13 protein-coding genes are annotated in these 17,592 nt (G+C 74.5%); 6 read left to right on the forward strand and 7 right to left on the reverse strand.

What is annotated here, in order from left to right; translation table 11 throughout:
- Positions 1 to 625: 625 nt before the first annotated feature.
- Positions 626 to 1,810 (reverse strand): acyltransferase, encoded by a 1,185-nt coding sequence (locus ABZ452_RS32080; protein WP_357951114.1) that lies wholly within the window; start codon positions 1,808 to 1,810, stop codon positions 626 to 628.
- A 91-nt stretch (positions 1,811 to 1,901) separates the two neighbouring features.
- Between ABZ452_RS32080 and ABZ452_RS32085 the strand changes: the two genes are divergently transcribed.
- Both ABZ452_RS32085 and ABZ452_RS32090 read left to right on the forward strand, forming a co-directional pair.
- Positions 1,902 to 2,540, forward strand: a complete 639-nt coding sequence (locus ABZ452_RS32085) for an alpha-ketoglutarate-dependent dioxygenase AlkB (protein WP_357951116.1) — start codon at positions 1,902 to 1,904, stop codon at positions 2,538 to 2,540.
- Positions 2,541 to 2,634: 94 nt separating this feature from the next.
- Positions 2,635 to 3,972 (forward strand): solute carrier family 23 protein, encoded by a 1,338-nt coding sequence (locus ABZ452_RS32090; protein WP_357951119.1) that lies wholly within the window; start codon positions 2,635 to 2,637, stop codon positions 3,970 to 3,972.
- 80 nt (positions 3,973 to 4,052) lie between these two features.
- Here ABZ452_RS32090 and ABZ452_RS32095 read toward each other — a convergent pair whose 3' ends face one another.
- Together ABZ452_RS32095 and ABZ452_RS32100 are read right to left on the reverse strand one after the other, a co-directional pair.
- Positions 4,053 to 6,542, reverse strand: a complete 2,490-nt coding sequence (locus ABZ452_RS32095; RefSeq protein ID WP_357951122.1) for a DNA topoisomerase IV subunit A — start codon at positions 6,540 to 6,542, stop codon at positions 4,053 to 4,055.
- A gap of 31 nt (positions 6,543 to 6,573) precedes the next feature.
- Positions 6,574 to 8,631, reverse strand: a complete 2,058-nt coding sequence (locus ABZ452_RS32100; protein ID WP_357951125.1) for a DNA topoisomerase IV subunit B — start codon at positions 8,629 to 8,631, stop codon at positions 6,574 to 6,576.
- A gap of 322 nt (positions 8,632 to 8,953) precedes the next feature.
- Here ABZ452_RS32100 and ABZ452_RS32105 point away from each other — a divergent pair, with 322 nt between their 5' ends.
- Positions 8,954 to 10,210 carry a hypothetical protein gene (locus ABZ452_RS32105; RefSeq protein WP_357951128.1) on the forward strand — a complete coding sequence of 419 codons (1,257 nt, stop codon included), beginning with the start codon at positions 8,954 to 8,956 and terminating at the stop codon, positions 10,208 to 10,210.
- Between the two features lie 48 nt (positions 10,211 to 10,258).
- On the opposite strand, the gene ABZ452_RS32110 is transcribed toward ABZ452_RS32105, so the two are convergent.
- Both ABZ452_RS32110 and ABZ452_RS32115 read right to left on the reverse strand, forming a co-directional pair.
- Complete coding sequence (locus ABZ452_RS32110; protein ID WP_357951130.1) at positions 10,259 to 10,891, reverse strand: methyltransferase domain-containing protein; 633 nt, start codon at positions 10,889 to 10,891, stop codon at positions 10,259 to 10,261.
- On the reverse strand, positions 10,891 to 11,328 hold the full coding sequence (locus ABZ452_RS32115; protein WP_357951133.1) for an Rrf2 family transcriptional regulator: 438 nt from the start codon (positions 11,326 to 11,328) through the stop codon (positions 10,891 to 10,893). The genes ABZ452_RS32110 and ABZ452_RS32115 overlap by 1 nt, the downstream gene beginning before the upstream one ends.
- A gap of 161 nt (positions 11,329 to 11,489) precedes the next feature.
- Between ABZ452_RS32115 and ABZ452_RS32120 the strand changes: the two genes are divergently transcribed.
- Complete coding sequence (locus ABZ452_RS32120; RefSeq protein ID WP_357951135.1) at positions 11,490 to 12,698, forward strand: globin domain-containing protein; 1,209 nt, start codon at positions 11,490 to 11,492, stop codon at positions 12,696 to 12,698.
- A 562-nt stretch (positions 12,699 to 13,260) separates the two neighbouring features.
- Here ABZ452_RS32120 and ABZ452_RS32125 read toward each other — a convergent pair.
- Positions 13,261 to 13,965, reverse strand: coding sequence for a YwiC-like family protein (locus tag ABZ452_RS32125; protein WP_357951146.1), 705 nt, complete (start codon positions 13,963 to 13,965; stop codon positions 13,261 to 13,263).
- 272 nt (positions 13,966 to 14,237) lie between these two features.
- Positions 14,238 to 14,567, reverse strand: coding sequence for a cupin domain-containing protein (locus ABZ452_RS32130; RefSeq protein ID WP_357951138.1), 330 nt, complete (start codon positions 14,565 to 14,567; stop codon positions 14,238 to 14,240).
- A gap of 202 nt (positions 14,568 to 14,769) precedes the next feature.
- On the opposite strand from ABZ452_RS32130, the gene ABZ452_RS32135 reads away from it, so the two are divergent.
- Both ABZ452_RS32135 and ABZ452_RS32140 read left to right on the forward strand, forming a co-directional pair.
- Positions 14,770 to 16,422, forward strand: coding sequence for a carbamoyltransferase C-terminal domain-containing protein (locus ABZ452_RS32135; RefSeq protein WP_357951140.1), 1,653 nt, complete (start codon positions 14,770 to 14,772; stop codon positions 16,420 to 16,422).
- Positions 16,419 to 17,456, forward strand: coding sequence for a glycosyltransferase (locus tag ABZ452_RS32140; protein ID WP_357951143.1), 1,038 nt, complete (start codon positions 16,419 to 16,421; stop codon positions 17,454 to 17,456). The genes ABZ452_RS32135 and ABZ452_RS32140 overlap by 4 nt, the downstream gene beginning before the upstream one ends.
- The last annotated feature ends 136 nt before the right edge of the window (positions 17,457 to 17,592 follow it).

Genomic DNA, 17,592 nt, shown 5'->3' on the forward strand with positions numbered 1-17,592 from the left:
GGAGGGGTGGGGGCGGGAGATCCCCCCCCACCACGGCTCCGGGTTCGCCGGGGGGGCGGAGGCGCCCCCCCGCGCCCCCCCCGGGGGGGGGGGGGGGGCGGCCGCCCCCCCCCCCCCCCGGAGGGGGTGCTGCCCGACGGCGGCCTCGGTTCGCAGGGGCAGACCCTCGACGGGGGCCACCACGGCGGGCACCACCGGTGCGGTCGCGGCCACGCCGAGCGGCAGGGTCGCCGCGCCGAACGAGCAGGCGACGAGCACGGCCAGGGTGGCCAGCGTCCGGGCGGTCCAGCGCGCCACCCACCACACGGGACAGGTGAGCGCGATCGGCAGCACGGGTACAAACTACCGCCGATGACGCCACATCGCACCGCCGGCGGGCGTGTCGCACCGTCCTGGAAACGGGGCACCGGCCAGGGTGGACCACCGGCGGGTACGGGCGCCGGGACGGCGGACGCGCCGGCGACGGCGGACGCGCCGGCGACATGCGCCGGCCGGGTGTCCCTCGGCGACCCAACGTCGACCGCAGCCCCACCCGCACCAACGCCGCGTGCAACTGCGCGGATCACCGCGACCGGGGCGGGTGCCCGGTCCGGCCGGGACGGGCCGCGCCGGCAGAGCGGGTGGCTCAGCCCGGGTCGCGCCGTCCGGCGTACTCGACGGGTCTGGTCGGGGTGTCGGGGGCCGCGCGCGGGGCGGGGACGGTCGGCGCCGGCGCGGCGGTGGCCGGCGCCCGGCGGGCCCGGCGCGGCGGGCCGAGGCGGCGCATCATGGGCATCTCCACCCAGCGGTGCAGGGCCGCGGCGAGCAGGAGGTTGAGCAGCAGGAAGGCGAGCACCACGACCGGTCCCCACCAGCCGCGCAGGCCGGTGCCCCAGTCACCGGTGAGCCGCAGCACCGTCTTCATGACCAGGACGTGGACCAGGTAGAAGGCGAAGGAGACCTCGCCGAGCCAGACCATCGCGCGGGACCGCCACGGCGTGCGCCGGCCCCGCACGTCGGCGTCCGCCGCCGCGGTGATGACCAGCAGGTAGGCGGCCGCGAGCAGGGCCGCCCAGAACTCGGCGCGGATCCACAGCGCGGCGACCACCCAGGTGGCGACGAAGAGCACGCTGGCCACGGTCAGGTTCGGGCCGCGCCAGCGGCCCCGGCGCAGCAGCTCGGCCGCGGCCACACCCAGCCAGAACTCGAAGGAGCGGGTGACCGGGAGGATCTGGGTGAACCACCAGCGGTTCTCCTCGGGCACCAGGAGCTGGGCGGGCCACAGGGCCAGGATGAGCAGCGGCACGGCGGCCACGACCGCCCACAGCGCGCCGGCGCGGGCCCGGCGCAGCCACGGCAGCACCAGCGGCAGGCAGAGGTAGAAGGCCAGTTCGCAGGAGAGCGACCAGCTCACGTTGTTGACGCTGTAGAAGTAGCCGCCCAGCGGAATCCAGGCCTGCACCAGGAAGAGGTTGCCGACCGCGGCCCACAGGGCGACCGGGTCGGCGAACCAGAACGCGACGGCCAGCGCCACCACGAAGGTCACCAGGTGGTTCGGGTAGATCTTGGCGAGCCGGCGGCGCAGGAAGGTGCGTCGCGGCTCGCCGTCCCGGTACGACCAGACCAGCACGAATCCACTGAGGATGAAGAAGAACTCCACCCCGGAGAGGCCGAGGGCGAACGCCTTGCCCACGAAAACCTTCAGGTCCGGCTGGCCGATGATCCCCATGGTGCCGACGTGGAAGGCGAAGACCAGCAGGGCGGCGATCCAGCGCAGCCCGGTCAGCGACGGCAGGCGGGTGGCTCGGGGCGTGGCCGGGGCACTCGTCACGCCGGGCACCCTACCCGCTGCCCGGCTGGCGGCCCCGACCGCCGCCACCGATCCTCGTACGCCTGTTCGAGCGCGAGGTAGGATCGGCGGCGTGTCCGACGTCGCGTACCAGCCCTCGATGCTCGACTTCGCCGCGCAGGGTCCCACCCTGGGCCCGCTCGCCGGTCGGGTGCGCCGGCACGAGCTGAGCCGGGGCGCCTGGGTCGACCACCTGCCCGGCTGGGTGGCGGGCTCCGACGCGGTGCTCGACACGCTGCTGCACGAGGTGCCGTGGCAGGCCGAGCGCCGCACCATGTACGACGCCGAGGTCGACGTCCCCCGCCTGCTCTGCTGGTACGCCGCCGGCCGGCCGCTGCCGCACCCGGTGCTCACCACGGCGCGTGACACGCTCACCCGGCACTACGCGGCCGAGCTGGGCGAGCCCTTCGTGACGGCCGGGATGTGCCTCTACCGGGACGGCCGGGACAGCGTGGCCTGGCACGGCGACACCCTGGGCCGCTCCGCGCACACCGACACCCTGGTGGCCATCGTCTCGTTCGGCTCACCCCGGCCGCTGCTGCTGCGCCCCCGGGGCGGCGGCGGGAACAGCCTGCGCTTCCCGCTCGGCCACGGCGACCTCGTGGTGATGGGTGGGTCCTGCCAGCGCACCTGGGAGCACGCCATCCCGAAGACCGCCCGGCCGGTCGGCCCCCGGGTCAGCGTCCAGTTCCGGCCCGCCGGGGTGGCCTGACGCCGAGCCGGCCCCGGGCCCGGGTCGGCGCCGTGCTAGAAACAACTCTCAGGGTCGATCACGCCCCCGTCACCTGACGACGCGAAGGGCTGCCATGACCCAGTCCCCCACCTCCCGCTGGTCCCCCTGGACCCTGCACGGCGACGGACGCTCCGTCACCCCCGGCGACGTGGTCCACCCCGGCGAGCGGCTCTCCTGGCCGCGTACGGTCGGGGTCGGCGTGCAGCACGTGGTCGCCATGTTCGGCGCCACCTTCACGGTGCCGCTGATCACCGGCTTCCCGCCGGCCACCACGCTCTTCTTCTCCGGGCTGGGCACGCTGCTGTTCCTGCTGATCACCCGTAACCGCCTGCCCTCGTACCTGGGGTCGTCGTTCGCCTTCATCGCCCCGGTGCTGGCCGCGAAGACCGACGGCGGCATCGGCGCGGCCCTCGGCGGCATCGTGGTGGCCGGCGTCGTGCTGGCGCTGGTCGGCGTGGTGGTGCAACTGGCCGGGGCGCGCTGGATCGACGCCCTGATGCCGCCGGTGGTGACCGGCGCCATCGTGGCCCTGATCGGGCTCAACCTGGCGCCGGTGGCCTGGGACGGCGGCGGCAGCGGCACTGGCGTCAAGGCGCAGCCGCTGATCGCGGTGATCACCCTGGCCGCGATCCTGGTCACCACTGTGCTCTTCCGCGGCTTCCTCGCCCGGCTGTCGATCCTGCTCGGCGTCGTGGTCGGCTGGGTGCTGGCGGCCCTGCTCGGCCAACTCGACCCGACGGCGGTCACCACGCTGAAGGACGCCGCCTGGGTGGGCCTGCCGCAGTTCCACGCCCCGAGCTTCGGCCTGCGCGCCGTGGTGCTGGTCATCCCCGTGATCCTCGTGCTGATCGCGGAGAACGCCGGGCACGTCAAGGCGGTCGCTGCGATGACCGGGCGGAACCTCGACCGGGACATGGGGCGGGCGTTCCTCGGCGACGGCGTCGCCACCGTGCTGGCCGGCTCCGGCGGCGGCTCCGGCACCACCACGTACGCGGAGAACATCGGCGTCATGGCGGCGACCCGGGTCTACTCGACGGCCGCGTACTGGGTGGCCGGGTTCGCGGCCGTGCTGCTCGGGCTCTGCCCGAAGTTCGGCGCGCTGATCCTCACCGTGCCGGCCGGGGTGCTGGGCGGCGCCACCACCGCCCTGTACGGCCTGATCGCCGTGCTGGGCGCCCGCATCTGGATCGAGAACCGCGTGGACTTCCACGACCCGGTCAACCTCATGACGGCCGCGGTCGCCGTGATCGTCGGCGCCGCCAACTACACCCTGACCGCCGGTGACCTCTCCTTCAACGGCATCGCCCTGGGCACCGCCGCCGCCCTGGTGATCTACCACGGCATGCGCCTGATCGCCCGCCTCCGCGGCACCACCCCGGGCCCCCGGCCGGGCCCGGAACCCGAACTCTGACCGCCCCGTCGATCAAGAGGTTTGCGTCACCAGATCGCTCCTGGATGACGCAAACCTCTTGATCGACACGGGCTGGGGGGTCAGTCGCGGTCGATCTGGTGGCCCACCACCGTGGGGCCGAGCATCACCGCGAAGCCGGAACCGTCGCGCCGGGGGTCGGCCGGCGGCAGCTCGACCGGGTCGCCGGTGGCGGTGGCGCCGACCGGTCGCGGGCCGATCCAGGCCACGGCCAGGTCCAGCTCACCCTTGAGGAACCGCTGGGCGCGCACGCCGCCGGTCGCCCGGCCCTTCGCCGGGTACGCCTTGAACGGCGTCACCTTGACCGTCGCGCCCGTCGAGGTGACCACCATCGGCTCCCCGTGGCTCGCGTCGTCGGTGCGGATGGCGCCGAAGAAGACCACCCGCGAGCCGGCCGGCAGGTTGATGCCGGCCATGCCGCCGCCCTTGATGCCCTGCGGCCGGACCACGGACGCCGCGAAGCGCAGCAGCGACGCCTCCGAGGAGACGAACGCCAGGGTCTCCGCCCCGTCGGTGAGCCAGGTCGCCCCGACCACCTCGTCGCCGTCGCGCAGCGAGATCACCTCGAACTCGTCCGAGCGGACCGGCCACTCGGGGGAGCAGACCTTCACCACGCCCTGCCGGGTGCCGAGCGCCAGCCCGGGTGAGCCCTCGGCGGACGGGCCGAGCGGGGCCAGCCCGACGACCGTCTCGCCCTGCTCCAGCGGCACCAGCTCGGCGGCGGACATACCGCCGCGCAGCGACACCGTGCCGGACTGCTCGGGCAGCACCGGCAGCGGCAGCACGTCGATCTTGAAGGCCCGCCCCGCGCTGGTCACCAGGAGCACCCGGCCGCGGGCGGTGGAGTGCACCACGGCGCGTACGGCGTCGTGCTTCACCCGGCCGCTGCGCCGGCGCGCCTCGGCGGCCTCCTCCGACTCGGCCGCGGTGCGGGCGACCAGCCCGGTGGCGGAGAGGATGACCTGGCAGGGGTCGTCGGCGACCTCCAGGGGGCCGGCCGGCACGGAGGCCGCCAGCACCTCCTTGAGGTCGCCGTCGACCAGCGTGGTGCGGCGGTCGGCGGCGAACTGCTTGACCACGGCGGCCAGCTCGTCGGAGACCAGCTTCCGCAGCACCTTCGGGTCGTCGAGGATCTTCGACAGCTCGGCGATCTCGCCGCGCAGCTTCTCCTGCTCGGCCTCCAGCTCCAGCCGGTCGTACTTCGTGAGCCGGCGCAGCGGGGTGTCCAGGATGTAGGTGGCCTGGATCTCCGAGAGCTTGAACTTCTGCATCAGGCCGTCCTTGGCGGCCTGGGCGTCCTCGCTGGCCCGGATCAGCCGGACCACCTTGTCGATGTCGAGCAGGGCGATCAGCAGGCCGTCGACCAGGTGCAGCCGCTCCTCGCGCTTGCGCTTGCGGTAGGCGCTGCGCCGGGTCACCACCTCGTAGCGGTGGTCGAGGAAGACCTCCAGCAGCTCCTTGAGCCCCAGGGTCTGCGGCTGGCCGTCGACCAGGACCAGGTTGTTCACGCCGAAGGACTGCTCCAGCGGGGTGAGCCGCCAGAGGTCGGCCAGCAACGCCTGCGGGTTGACCCCGACCTTGCACTCGATGACCAGCCGGGTGCCGTTCTCCCGGTCGGTGAGGTCCTTGACGTCGGCGATGCCGGTCAGCCGCTTGGTCTTGTTGACCTCGTTGGTGATGGCGGCGATGACCTTCTCCGCGCCCACCCCGTAGGGCAGTTCGGTGACCGTGATGGCCTGCCGGCCCCGGCTGCCCTCCAGCGGGCCGGTCTGCACCCGGGCCCGCATCCGCACCACGCCGCGCCCGGTCTCGTAGGCGCGGCGCACCTCGTCGAGGCCGAGCAGCAGCCCGCCGGTGGGCAGGTCGGGGCCGGGGACGAACTCCATGAGCTTGTCCAGCGTGGCGTCCGGGTGGTTGATCAGCCAGCGGGCGGCGTGGACGACCTCGGCCAGGTTGTGCGGGATCATGTTGGTGGCCATGCCGACCGCGATCCCCGACGCGCCGTTGACCAGCAGGTTGGGGAAGGCCGCCGGCAGCACGGTGGGCTGGGTCAGCGAGCCGTCGTAGTTGGGCTCGACGTCGACGGTGTCCTCGCCCAGCTCGCCGACGAGCAGCATGGCCTCGCGGGACATCCTGGCCTCGGTGTAGCGGGCGGCGGCCGGGCCGTCGTCGGGCGAGCCGAAGTTGCCGTGCCCGTCGATCAGCGGCACGTTGAGCGAGAAGTCCTGCGCGAGGCGGACCATCGCGTCGTAGATCGCCGCGTCGCCGTGCGGATGGTACTTACCCATCACGTCGCCGACGATCCGGGCCGACTTCACGTGGCCCCGGTCGGGGCGGTGGCCCTGCTCGTGCATGGACCAGAGGATGCGCCGGTGCACCGGCTTGAGCCCGTCCCGCGCGTCGGGCAGGGCTCGGGAGTGGATGACCGAGAAGGCGTACTCCAGGTAGGAGTCCGAGACCTCGTTGACCAGCGGGTTGTCGAAGACCCGGGCGCCGGCCTGGTCGAAGGCGGAGAGATCCGCCTTGGCGCGGTCGTCCTTGCGGCGTGCCATGGTTCAGCTTTCCCTTCGAATAACCCGGTGGTCAGGCGTCGATGGCGTCGCGGTCGACCAGGTCGGCCGAGTCGATGAGCCAGTTGCGGCGGGGCTCGACCTTCTCGCCCATGAGCAGTTCGAGGATCCGCTCGGCGGCCTCGACGTCGTCGAGGGTGATGCGGCGGACCGCCCGGGTGGCCGGGTTCATGGTCGTCTCCCACAGCTCGTCGGCGTCCATCTCGCCGAGACCCTTGAAGCGCGGGATGGGCGTGACGATCTGCTTGCCGGATTTCTCCAGCTTGCGGACCGTCGCCTCCATCTCGGCCTGGGTGTAGGTGTAGACGGTCTGCGGGTTGCGCCCCTTGGTGGTGATCTTGTGCAGGGGCGGCATGGCCGCGTAGAGCCGGCCCGCCTCGATGAGCGGCCGCATGTAGCGGGCGAAGAGTGTGATGAGCAGGGTCCGGATGTGCGCGCCGTCGACGTCCGCGTCGGCCATGATGAGCACCCGGCCGTAGCGCAGCGCGGAGAGGTCGAAGGTGCGCCCCGAGCCGGCGCCGAGCACCTGCACGATCGCCGCGCACTCGGCGTTGTCCAGCACCTGCTGGAGGTTCGCCTTCTGCACGTTGAGGATCTTGCCGCGGATGGGCAGCAGGGCCTGGTATTCCGAGGAGCGGGCCATGCGGCTCGTCCCCAGTGCGCTGTCGCCCTCGACGATGAACAGCTCGCTGCGCTCGACGCCGGTGGCCCGGCAGTCGACCAGCTTGGGCGGCATCGACGCGCCCTCCAGGGCGGTCTTGCGCCGGGCGGCGTCCTTCTGCTGCTTCTGGGTCAGCCGGACCCGGGCCGCGTCGACGATCTTCTGGAGCACCGTGCGGGCCTCGGCCTTGGTCTTGCGGTCCTCCAGCCATGCCTTGAGGTGCGCCTCGACCAGACCCTGGAGCACCTTCGTGATGCCCGCGGTGGACAGCTCGTCCTTGGTCTGCGAGGTGAACTGCGGCTCCGGGATCCGCACGTGCACCACGGCGGTCATGCCCTCCAGGACGTCGTCCAGGGTGGGCGCGTCCTCCTTGGGCTTGAGCAGGCCGCGGGTGTTGCGGGCGGCCTCGGCCAGGGTGCGCGCCAGGGCCCGCTCGAAGCCCTTGCGGTGGGTGCCGCCGTGGGCGTTGCGGATGGTGTTGGTGAAGCACTCGACGGTGCGCTCGTAGCCGGTGCCCCAGCGGAACGCCACCTCGATCTCGGCCCGGCGCTGCACGTTGGACTGCATGACGCCGTTGGCGTCGGCGGCGTTCTCCCGGTAGGTGCCCTCGCCGGTGACCAGCAGGGTGCCGGAGACCGGGCGATCGCCGGCCGGGGCGAGGTATTCGACCATGTCGGTGAGGCCGTTGGGGAAGTGGAAGCTCTCCTCGACGGCCTTCTCGCCGGTCTCGTCGCGCAGGCGGTAGGCCACGCCGGGGACCAGGAAGGCGGTGTTGCGCAGCTTGAGCCGGACCGCGTCGGTGTCGAGGGCCGCGCCGGTCTCGAAGTAGCGCGGGTCGTGCCACCAGCGGATGGAGGTGCCGGTGCGCTGGCCGCGCTTCATGGCGCCGACGATCTGCAGGCCGGGGCCGGGCGTGAACGGCGCCTCCGGGCCGTCGCCGTCGAAGATCCCGGGTACGCCGTGCCGGAACGACATCGAGTGGATCTTGCCGGCGCGTCGGACGGTGACGTCGAACCGCCGGGAGAGCGCGTTGACCGCCGAGGCGCCCACGCCGTGCAGGCCGCCGGAGGTCTTGTAGCCCGACCCGCCGAACTTGCCACCCGCGTGCAGCCGGGTCAGCACCAGCTCGACGCCGGAGATGCCGGACTTGGCGTGCACGTCGGTCGGGATGCCGCGGCCGTCGTCGTCGACCCGCACCGAGCCGTCGGCGTGCAGGATCACGTCGACCTTCTTGGCGTGACCCGCGACACCCTCGTCGGTGGAATTGTCGAGGATCTCGTTGACGAGGTGACCCACGCCACGGCTGTCGGTCGAGCCGATGTACATGCCGGGGCGCTTCCGGACGGCGTCGAGGCCCTCCAGGTGCGTCAGGTCGTCGGCCCCGTACAGGGTCTCAGGCTGTGCGGTCAACTGGTCGTACTCCCAGGTCTCGGCGGTGTGGTGCCGTTCACCGTGCGATCCCCCACGTCGATCGCCAGGCGCGGCGCGCCGGAGCGAGCCTAGCCCGGCACTCCGACAGAGCCGTGGCACCCGGTGCGGTGCGGCGTCGAATGCCGCGCGACCGGAGGCGAGGAGGCCGTCCGTCACGACAACGACGGGTGCCGCCGCTGTCTTCCCGGCCGGGGCCCGGCGACGACCACCCGGACGGCCATCCATTGACGTACGTCACACGGACGTGATCTCATCGCCTCCTTGAAGAATCTTTCACATTTCGATGTGTCCAGGGGGTCGCATGTCCGTGTTCCGTCGTGCCGCTCTCGCGGCGGCGCTGGCCGTGGCCGCCGTGGCGTTGCCGGCCGCCGTGGCCCCCGCCGGGCCCGCCGCGGCCGCCCTGCCCACCGCCGCCGTGGCGCTGGGCGACAGCTTCATCAGTGGCGAGGGCGCCGGGGCGTACGCGCCGGTGGTCGACGTCAACGGGGTGGCCCAGGGCTTCCCCGGCTGGTCGGCGCCGAACAGCAACGCCTACTTCTGCCACCGCTCGCCCAACGCCTCGCTGTTCCAGGCCGACCTGCCGGGCATCGCGGCCCGGTTCAACCTGGCCTGCTCGGGCGGGCAGCCCGCCGACATCGCCGCCGCCTCCGCGAGCCGGACGAAGGGCCGACAGGTCGCCGCCCAGCTCGACCAGCTCCGGGCGGTGGCGCGCACCCACGACATCGACCTGGTGCTGGTGGGCCTCGGCTCGAACAACAGCTCGTTCACCTTCGGCAGCGTCGCGGAGAAGTGCGCCAACCGGTTCATCGCCGACGCCTGGACCGGCTGGTGGGAGTTCTGGGCATACCTCGGGGGGCCGGTCGAGCAGGAGCCCTGCACGGACGCCGACCTGGCCACCGCCGCCCAGTTCGCCGCCGCGACCGCGGAGACCACGGCGGCGGTGCGGCAGCTGCTCACCACCCTCGACCAGGTCGACGCCGACGGCCAGCACCGGGTGGTGTTCCAGGACTACACCAACCCGCTCCCCGCCGAGCTGGCCTCGGGCTACTGGACCGAGGACGACCGGGACGACACCCGGGACAAGTTCCGCGCCCTCGGCGCCGAGCGGTACGCGGCCGGCTGCCCGATCCATCGCGGCAGCCTCGCCCCGGGACAGCGCTTCTCGCAGGGCCTCGGCACCCTGGTCAAGTCGGCCCGGACCACCCTGGCCGCCGAGTTCCCACAGGACGACCTGGTCTACCTCAACGTGCAGCGCGCCTTCGACGGCGCCCGGCTCTGCGAGTCGGCGGGCAGCCCGGGCAACGCCCTGGCCACCCCGATCCGGCTGATGGACGGCCCGACGGGTGTCTTCGTGACCAGCCTCTCCGGCTACGACAAGCTCGACATCCAGCGGATCGCGAACGCCTGCGGCACCTACTTCCAGACCTGCCAGGAGTCCTGGCACCCGAGCGCCGCCGGCCACCGGGTGCTCGGCCGCTGCCTCGCGGGAGCCGCCGCGACGGGCTCCCGGACGGTCTCCTGCGTCCGCGCCCCGGACGGCACGATCACGGTGAGCTGACCCGCCACCACCGCGAGGCGTCCCCTTTCCCGGGGCGCCTCGCGGTGGTCAGTCTCGGACGGCCGCCCCGAGCACGTGCGGGGATGCGGGTCCGGACATCCCCGTCGGCGGGAAGCGGAACCGGTCCAGCTCGACCACGGTGAAGCCCGCGGCCCGGATCGCGCCCACCGTGTCCCGGGCGGTGTGGCAGCCGGCGCAGCACACCGGCCAGAGCGTGGCGTCCGCCAGGCGCTGGGCCCGGCGCAGCCCGGGGGTCTCCGCGACCACGTGCTCGTAGAAGCGGAGCTGTCCGCCCGCGCGGAGCACCCGGCGCGCCTCGCGCAGCGCCACGGTCTGGTCCGGCACCGAGCAGAGCACCAGCGAGAGCACCACCGCGTCGGCGCTCGCGTCGGCGACGGGCAGCGCCTCGGCGAGGCCGGCGGCCACGGTCACCGGCACCGGCGCGGCGGGCGCGGCGGCCCGGACGAGAGCGCGCAGCCGCGGCTCGGGCTCCACGGCGAGCACCCCGGTCACGCCAGGCGGGTAGTGCGGGAGGTTCCGCCCGTTGCCGGCGCCCACCTCGACCACCCGGCCGCCCAGCCCGGCGACCAGGCGGCGCCGGTGCGCGGCGGCGCCGGCCCGGTCCATGGCGACGCTGGCCCGGGCGAAGACCCGGGCGAAGATCGGATGCGAGATCGCCATCAGGGGCGGACCGCCGGGGCGCCGAGGGTGAGCAGCAGCGGACCGGCCGGGCCGTCGACCAGCTCGCCGAGGCGTACCCCGTCGAGTACGGCGAGGAAGGCCGCCTGGGCGCGGCGCAGTTCGCCGCGCAGCCGGCAGCCGGCGACCAGCGGGCAGGCCGGCTGCTCGCAGTTGACCACCTCGGCGTCGCCCTCGAAGGCCCGCACCACGTGGCCGACGGTCAGCTCCGCGGCGTGCTCGGCGAAGGCCACCCCGCCGGAGCGGCCCCGGATGGTGACCAGCACGCCCAGCCGCTGCAACCGCTGCACCACCTTGGCCACGTGGCTCCGCGGCAGCGCGAGCTGGGTGGCGAGTTCGTCCACGGTGGTCCGGGCCGGGGACGCGGCGGTCAGCATCGCGATCCGCAGGGCCATGTCGGTCGAGCGGTTGAGCTTCACGCCTCGACCCTAGCCACAGCGCGCACACCGCGACACGGGCCGACCAGCCCGTTCGCGTCGGTGATCCTGGCCACGCCGGTCCCGGGACCTTCGACCCTGAAGAGGAATCGGGGCCTCCTGTTCAGTGGAGATCGACCCGTTCGACGCCACAAGGAGTAATCGTGCTTTCGGAATCCGCAGCAACGGTGGTGACGGCGACCCTGCCCGCCGTGCAGGCACACGGCGAGGCGATCACCGGCCGGTTCTACCAGCGCATGTTCGCCGCCCACCCGGAGTTGCTGAACATCTTCAACCGGAGCAACCAGGCCACCGGCACGCAGAAGGCGGCGCTGGCCGGGGCCGTGGTCGCGTACGCCGAGCACCTGACCGGGGGCGGCGCCGCGCCGTGGGGGCCGATCCTGGACCGGATCGCGCACAAGCACGTCTCCCTGGGGATCACCGCCACCCAGTACACGATCGTCGGCCGGCACCTGATGGCCGCCGTGGCCGAGGTGCTCGGCGACGCGGTCACCCCCGAGGTCGCGGCGGCCTGGGACGAGGTGTACTGGCTGCTGGCCTGCGAGCTGATCGCCCGGGAGGCCCGCCTCTACACCGAGGCCGGGGTGCCGGAGAACGGCTCGGTGTGGCGCGAGTGGCGGGTCACGGAGAAGGTCGCGGAGACCCCCGACGTGGTGTCGTTCACGCTGGTCCCCGCCGACGGCGGTCCGGTGCCCGGCTTCACCGCCGGCCAGTACACCTCCGTCGCGGTCGACCTGGACGGCGACCGCGGCCAGCAGATCCGGCAGTACAGCCTCTCCGGCCGGCCGGGCGCCGGCCACTGGCGGATCACCGTGAAGCGGGTACGCGGCACCGCCGGCGCGCCCGACGGGACGGTCTCCGGATTCCTGCACGGGCGGGTGGCCGTCGGCGACACGCTGCGGCTCAGCCCGCCGTTCGGCGAGGTCAGCGCCCTCGGCGGCGGGGAGCCGCTGCTGCTGGTCAGCGCCGGCATCGGGCTGACCCCGGCCATGTCGGCACTGGCGCACCTGGCGGCCACCGAGCCCGAGCGGCCGGTGACGCTCGTGCACGCCGACCGGACCGGCGCCGCGCACGCGCTCCGCCACGAACTGCCCGCGCTCCAGGAGCGGCTGCCGAACCTGGCGATCCACCTCTGGTACGAGGACACCGCCGGCGGCGAACTGGCCGGGGTCAAGGCGGAGATCGCGGAGGGGCTCGTCGACCCGGCGCTGGTCCCGCTCGCCCCCGGCGCGTACGTGCACCTGTGCGGGCCGGTGCCGTTCATGGCGCTGGTCCGGGGCGGCCTGCTGCGCCGGGGCGTACCGGCCGAACGGATCGCGTACGAGGTGTTCGGTCCGGGCATGCTGCGCTGAGGCGCGCCGACCGCGGCGAGCGGGGCCGGTGTCGGGCGTACCCGACGCGGGCCCCGCTTCGACCCGGCGGGCCCGCCCTGTTCCGCCCCGCCACCCGACCCGCACGACCACCCGGCACGACAGCAGTTGAACCACGGTCACGCTCGGTGCGGGCCACCCCCGCCTCGACGCCTACGCCCGACACGCTTTGCTCTGCAGCCGCATACGCAGCAAGCACGGAGGGTTGCCGCTGCGTATGCGGCTGCAGAGCAAAGGCGCGGAATGGCTGTGGGCGGGCGGCGGGGCGCGGCGGATGTTCCGCTGTTCAGCCGGAGGTGGCTTGCGGCGACGGCAGAGGCGGTGCCCTCCGATGCCGTCACGCCGCGTAAGCGCGGCCGTGGACGGCGGCAGTCACTCCCGGTAGCAAGCGCGGGGCTCGGCCGGGCGGCGTCGAAAGGGACACCGGCGGGCCGCAGGCCCGCCCCGCGGGCGGGCCAGGCTCAGCGGGCGGGTCAGACTCAGCGGGCGGGCCAGGCCCAGCGGCGGGTCAGACCCAGCGGGCAGGTCAGGACCAGCGGGCGGGTCACGCCCAGCGGGTGACCACCGCGGCGAGCACCAGCAGGGTTCCGACGATCTCGATCAGTCCAACCCGCACCGGGGTGAGCCGCCGGCCGGGCAGCACCCCGGCCCGGAGCAGCAGCAGCGCGAAGACCGCCGCCACCCCCGGTCCCCATCCGGCGACGACCGCCACCGCCAGCACCACCAGGTGGTACGCCAGCGAGGCCCACCGGTACCGGGCGCTCCCCCGCTCCCGGATCATCGTCTTGACGTACAGCACCGTGCCGACCAGGTACGCGCCGACCGCCGCCGCCAGCCCGACCAGGTCGGCGGGTGGGACCTCGGCGACGGTGCCCACCACGAACACCATGAGCAGGCTCTGCGCCACCGAGGCGAGGTCGTTGAGCAGGGCCCGTTCGCGGCGGCGCCGGGCGTGGGCGACGTTGAGTGCGAGCAGCACGGCGTAGAGCGGGACGTAGCCGAGGACGGCGGGGCGGGCGAGCAGCACGGGCACCCCGAGCAGCGCGGTCGCCCCGCCGTAGACCAGGAGCTGCGGGCGCACCCGGTCGGCGCGGCCCGTCTTCACGGCGAGCAGGGCGTAGTACGAGAACAGGTAACCGGCGAGCCCGACGCCGAGCAGGGGCAGGTGCAGCCAGCGCGGACCGGCGACGCCGACCGCCGCGACGTACGGCAGGAGCAGCATCGCCCAGGCGCCGTGCTGCGGCGGCAGCCAGCGGTTCCGGCGGCCACGGGCCGGACGACCGGACCGCGCGGCCGGACGACCGGAAGCGCGCCCGGCCGCGGACGCCGCGGAGTCGGCTCCGACTGCGGGCCGATCGGAGGCGGGCTCCGCGGCGGGCTGACGGGAGGCGGAGCCCGCGGCGGGCTGATGGGAGGCGGAGTCCGCGGCGGGCTGACGGGAGGCGGAGTCCGCGGCGGGCTGACGGGAGGCGGAGTCCGCGGCGGGCCTCGGGCCGGTGGCGCGCAGCGGCCGGACGGTGCTCATCCGCGGGCGACCGTGAGCAGCACCACGGCGTCCTCGTCGGCGTGCAGTGCGTGGCGGGCGTCCGGAATCACCAGCAGGTCTCCCGCCGAGCCCGGCCAGGAGTGGTCCTGGACGACCAGGCGGACCCGTCCGCGCAGCACCTGGAGCGTCGCTTCACCGGGGCTTGCGTGCTCCTGCAGGGCGTGGCCGGCGACCAGCGCGAGCAGCGTCTGGCGCAGCCGGGTGCCGGGGCCGCCGTGCACGGTCCGGGCGCTGCGCCCGCTGTCGGTGGCACGGGCCAGCGTGAGCTGCTCCTCGGCGAGCACGGACAGTGCGAACGGGGACACGGAACACCTCCGGGTCGGATGCTGCGGGCACGGGGCGCCGGAGCCGGCAGGCAACTGCGCCGCTTTGCCCAGCTTCGCCACTTCCCGCCGCGCCGACCAGGGGCTTTGGTCCCGAATCAGAACCTCCACAGCGGAGATTCGACTTCTCGGACAAGTCGATGATCTAGAGGTTAGGTCCTGATCGCCAGGGTAGGGACCACTCATGCGCGTCCTGGGAATAAACGCGATCTTCCACGACCCCGCGGCCGCCCTGGTGGTCGACGGCCGGGTGGTGGCCGCCGCCGAGGAGGAGCGGTTCAGCCGGCGCAAGCACGGCAAGCGGCCGGTCCCCTTCTCCGCCTGGGAGCTGCCCGAGCTGTCCGCCGCGTGGTGCCTGGCCAGCGCGGGGATCGACGTGGACGGTCTGGACGCCGTGGCGTACTCGTTCGACCCCGGGCTCTGCGAGGACACGGCCGAGCTGGGCCTCAGCGACCCGTGGGACTGGCTGCGGGTCGACTACGCCCGGCGGGCCCCGCAGTTCCTGGCCGCCGTCCTGCCCGGACTCGACCCGGAGAAGGTGCGGTTCGTGCCGCACCACGTCGCGCACGCCGCCTCCGCCGGCCTGGCCGCCCCGCCGGCCGGCGACGACACCGCGGTGCTGGTGCTCGACGGCCGCGGCGAGGTGGCCAGCCACCTGGCCGGCGTCTACCGCGACGGCCGGCTGTCGCCGCTGCACTCCCAGCGGCTCCCCCACTCGCTCGGCCTGCTCTACGAGGACCTCACCCGGCACCTGGGCTTCCTGCACTCCAGCGACGAGTACAAGGTGATGGCGCTGGCCTCCTACGGCCGGCCGAAGCACCTCGGCCTGCTCCGCGACCTGGTCCGGGTCACCGACGACGGCGGCTTCCGGGTCGAGCGGATCGACTGGGCCGGCATGGCCAAGGCGGTCGCCGCCGGCGGCGAGCTGACCGAGGAGCACGCCGACCTGGCCTCCAGCGTCCAGGTGCGGCTGGAGGAGGTCGTCCTGGACCTGTCCCGCTGGCTGTACGACGCCTCCGGCGGGGCCACCACCCTGGCCATGGCCGGCGGGGTGGCGCTGAACTGCGTGGCCAACGCCCGGCTGGCGGCCGAGGGGCCGTACCGGGACGTCTGGGTGCAGCCGGCGGCCGGCGACGCGGGCACCGCGCTCGGCGCGGCGCTGCACGTGGCCGGCGAGCTGGGCGACCGGTCCGTCCCCATGGCGGGCGCGGACCTGGGCCGGGGCTGGTCGGACGAGGAGCTGGAAGCGGAGCTGCGCCGGGCCGCCCTGCCGTACAGCCGGCCGGCGTCGATCGCCGCCGAGGCCGCCCGGGTGCTCGCCGACAACGGCATCGTGGCCTGGTACCAGGGGCGCAGCGAGTACGGCCCGCGGGCGCTCGGCCACCGGTCGCTGCTGGCCCACCCCGGCGACCCGGACACCACCCGGCGGATGAACGACGTGAAGGGCCGGGAGCAGTTCCGGCCGATCGCCCCGATGGTCCGCGCGGAACGCTTCGCGGAGCTGTTCGACGGGGTCTACCCCAGCCCGTACATGCTCTTCGTGCACCGGGTGAAGCCGGAGTGGCGGGACCGGATCCCGGCGGTCACCCACGTCGACGGGACCGCCCGGGTGCAGACCGTGCACCCGGAGACCGAGCCGCTGGTGGCCGAGCTGCTGGCCGAGTTCGACCGGCGCACCGGGCTGCCGGTGGTGGTGAACACCTCGCTGAACACCGCCGGGCGGCCCATGGTGGACACCCCGCGCGAGGCCATGGAGCTGTTCGGCTCCGCCCCGGTGGACCTGCTCGCCCTCGGCCCGTTCGCGGTGCACCGCCGCGCGCTGGGCGGTGCCCGGTGATCAGCGTGGTCGTGCCCACGCTGGGGCGGCCGAGCCTGGCCGCCCTGCTGGACGCCCTCGCCGGCCAGCTCGACGAGCTGCCCGGGGCCGAGCTGCTGCTGGTCGACGACCGCCGCGACGACACCGGGGAGCTGGCCGTGCCGGGGGCGCTGGCGGCGTACACGAAGGTGCTGACCGGGCGCGGAGCGGGCCCGGCGGCCGCCCGCAACCTGGGCTGGCGGGCCGCCCGCGGCGAGTGGGTGGTCTTCCTCGACGACGACGTGGTGCCGGCGCCGGACTGGGCCCGGCGGCTGCGCGTCGACCTCGCCGCGGCCGGCGGGGCCGGCGGCGTGCAGGGCGTGGTGGACGTGCCGCTGCCCGCGCACCGGCGCCCCACCGACTGGGAACGCGGCACCGCCGGCCTGGCCGACGGCCGGTGGATCACGGCGGACATGGCCTACCGCCGGACGGCCCTGGCCGCCGTCGGCGGGTTCGACGAGCGCTTCCCGCGCGCCTATCGGGAGGACGCCGAGCTGGCCCACCGGGTCCGCCGCGCCGGCTGGGACCTGGTCCGCGGGCGGCGCCGGGTGACCCACCCGGTCCGCCCGGAGGGCCGCTGGGTCAGCCTGCGCACCCAGCGCGGCAACGCCGACGACGCGCTGCTGCGCCGGCTCTACGGCTCGGGGTGGCGCGCCGCGCTCGACCTGCCGCCGGGGCGGCGGCCTCGGCACGTGGCGGTCGCCGCGGCCGGCGCGGTGGCGCTGGCCGCCGCGGCGCTGACCGCCGCTCCCCTGCGTTCCGCCCGCGCCCGGCGGGCGGTCGGCGCCGGCGGCGGCCTCGCCACGCTCGCCTGGGCGGCCGGCACCGTCGAGTTCACCCGGGCCCGCGTCGCGCCCGGCCCGCGCACCCCCGGCGAGGCCACCACCATGCTGGTGACCAGCGTGCTGATCCCGCCGCTCGCCGTCGCCCATTGGGTACGCGGCTGGTGGCGCGCCCGCGCCGTACCCGCCGGAGCCGTGGTCACCGCGCCGGCACCGGGGGTGAAACGGTGCTGAGCCCCCTGTACGACGCGGTGCTGCTCGACCGTGACGGCACCCTGATCGAGGACGTGCCCTACAACGGCGACCCGGAGAAGGTCCGGCCGGTGCCCGGCGCCCGGGAGGCGCTGGACCGGCTGCGCGCGGCCGGGTT

The organism is Micromonospora sp. NPDC005707, assembly GCF_040631005.1.
Classification (GTDB): Bacteria; Actinomycetota; Actinomycetes; order Mycobacteriales; family Micromonosporaceae; genus Micromonospora.

Excerpts from the sequence above, each read along its gene's own strand:
- ABZ452_RS32090 (WP_357951119.1), top strand. The coding sequence starts at position 2,635 with ATGACCCAGTCCCCCACCTCCCGCTGGTCCCCCTGGACCCTGCACGGC.
- ABZ452_RS32095 (WP_357951122.1), bottom strand. The coding sequence starts at position 6,542 with ATGGCACGCCGCAAGGACGACCGCGCCAAGGCGGATCTCTCCGCCTTC.
- ABZ452_RS32105 (WP_357951128.1), top strand. The coding sequence starts at position 8,954 with ATGTCCGTGTTCCGTCGTGCCGCTCTCGCGGCGGCGCTGGCCGTGGCC.
- ABZ452_RS32110 (WP_357951130.1), bottom strand. The coding sequence starts at position 10,891 with ATGGCGATCTCGCATCCGATCTTCGCCCGGGTCTTCGCCCGGGCCAGC.
- ABZ452_RS32135 (WP_357951140.1), top strand. The coding sequence starts at position 14,770 with ATGCGCGTCCTGGGAATAAACGCGATCTTCCACGACCCCGCGGCCGCC.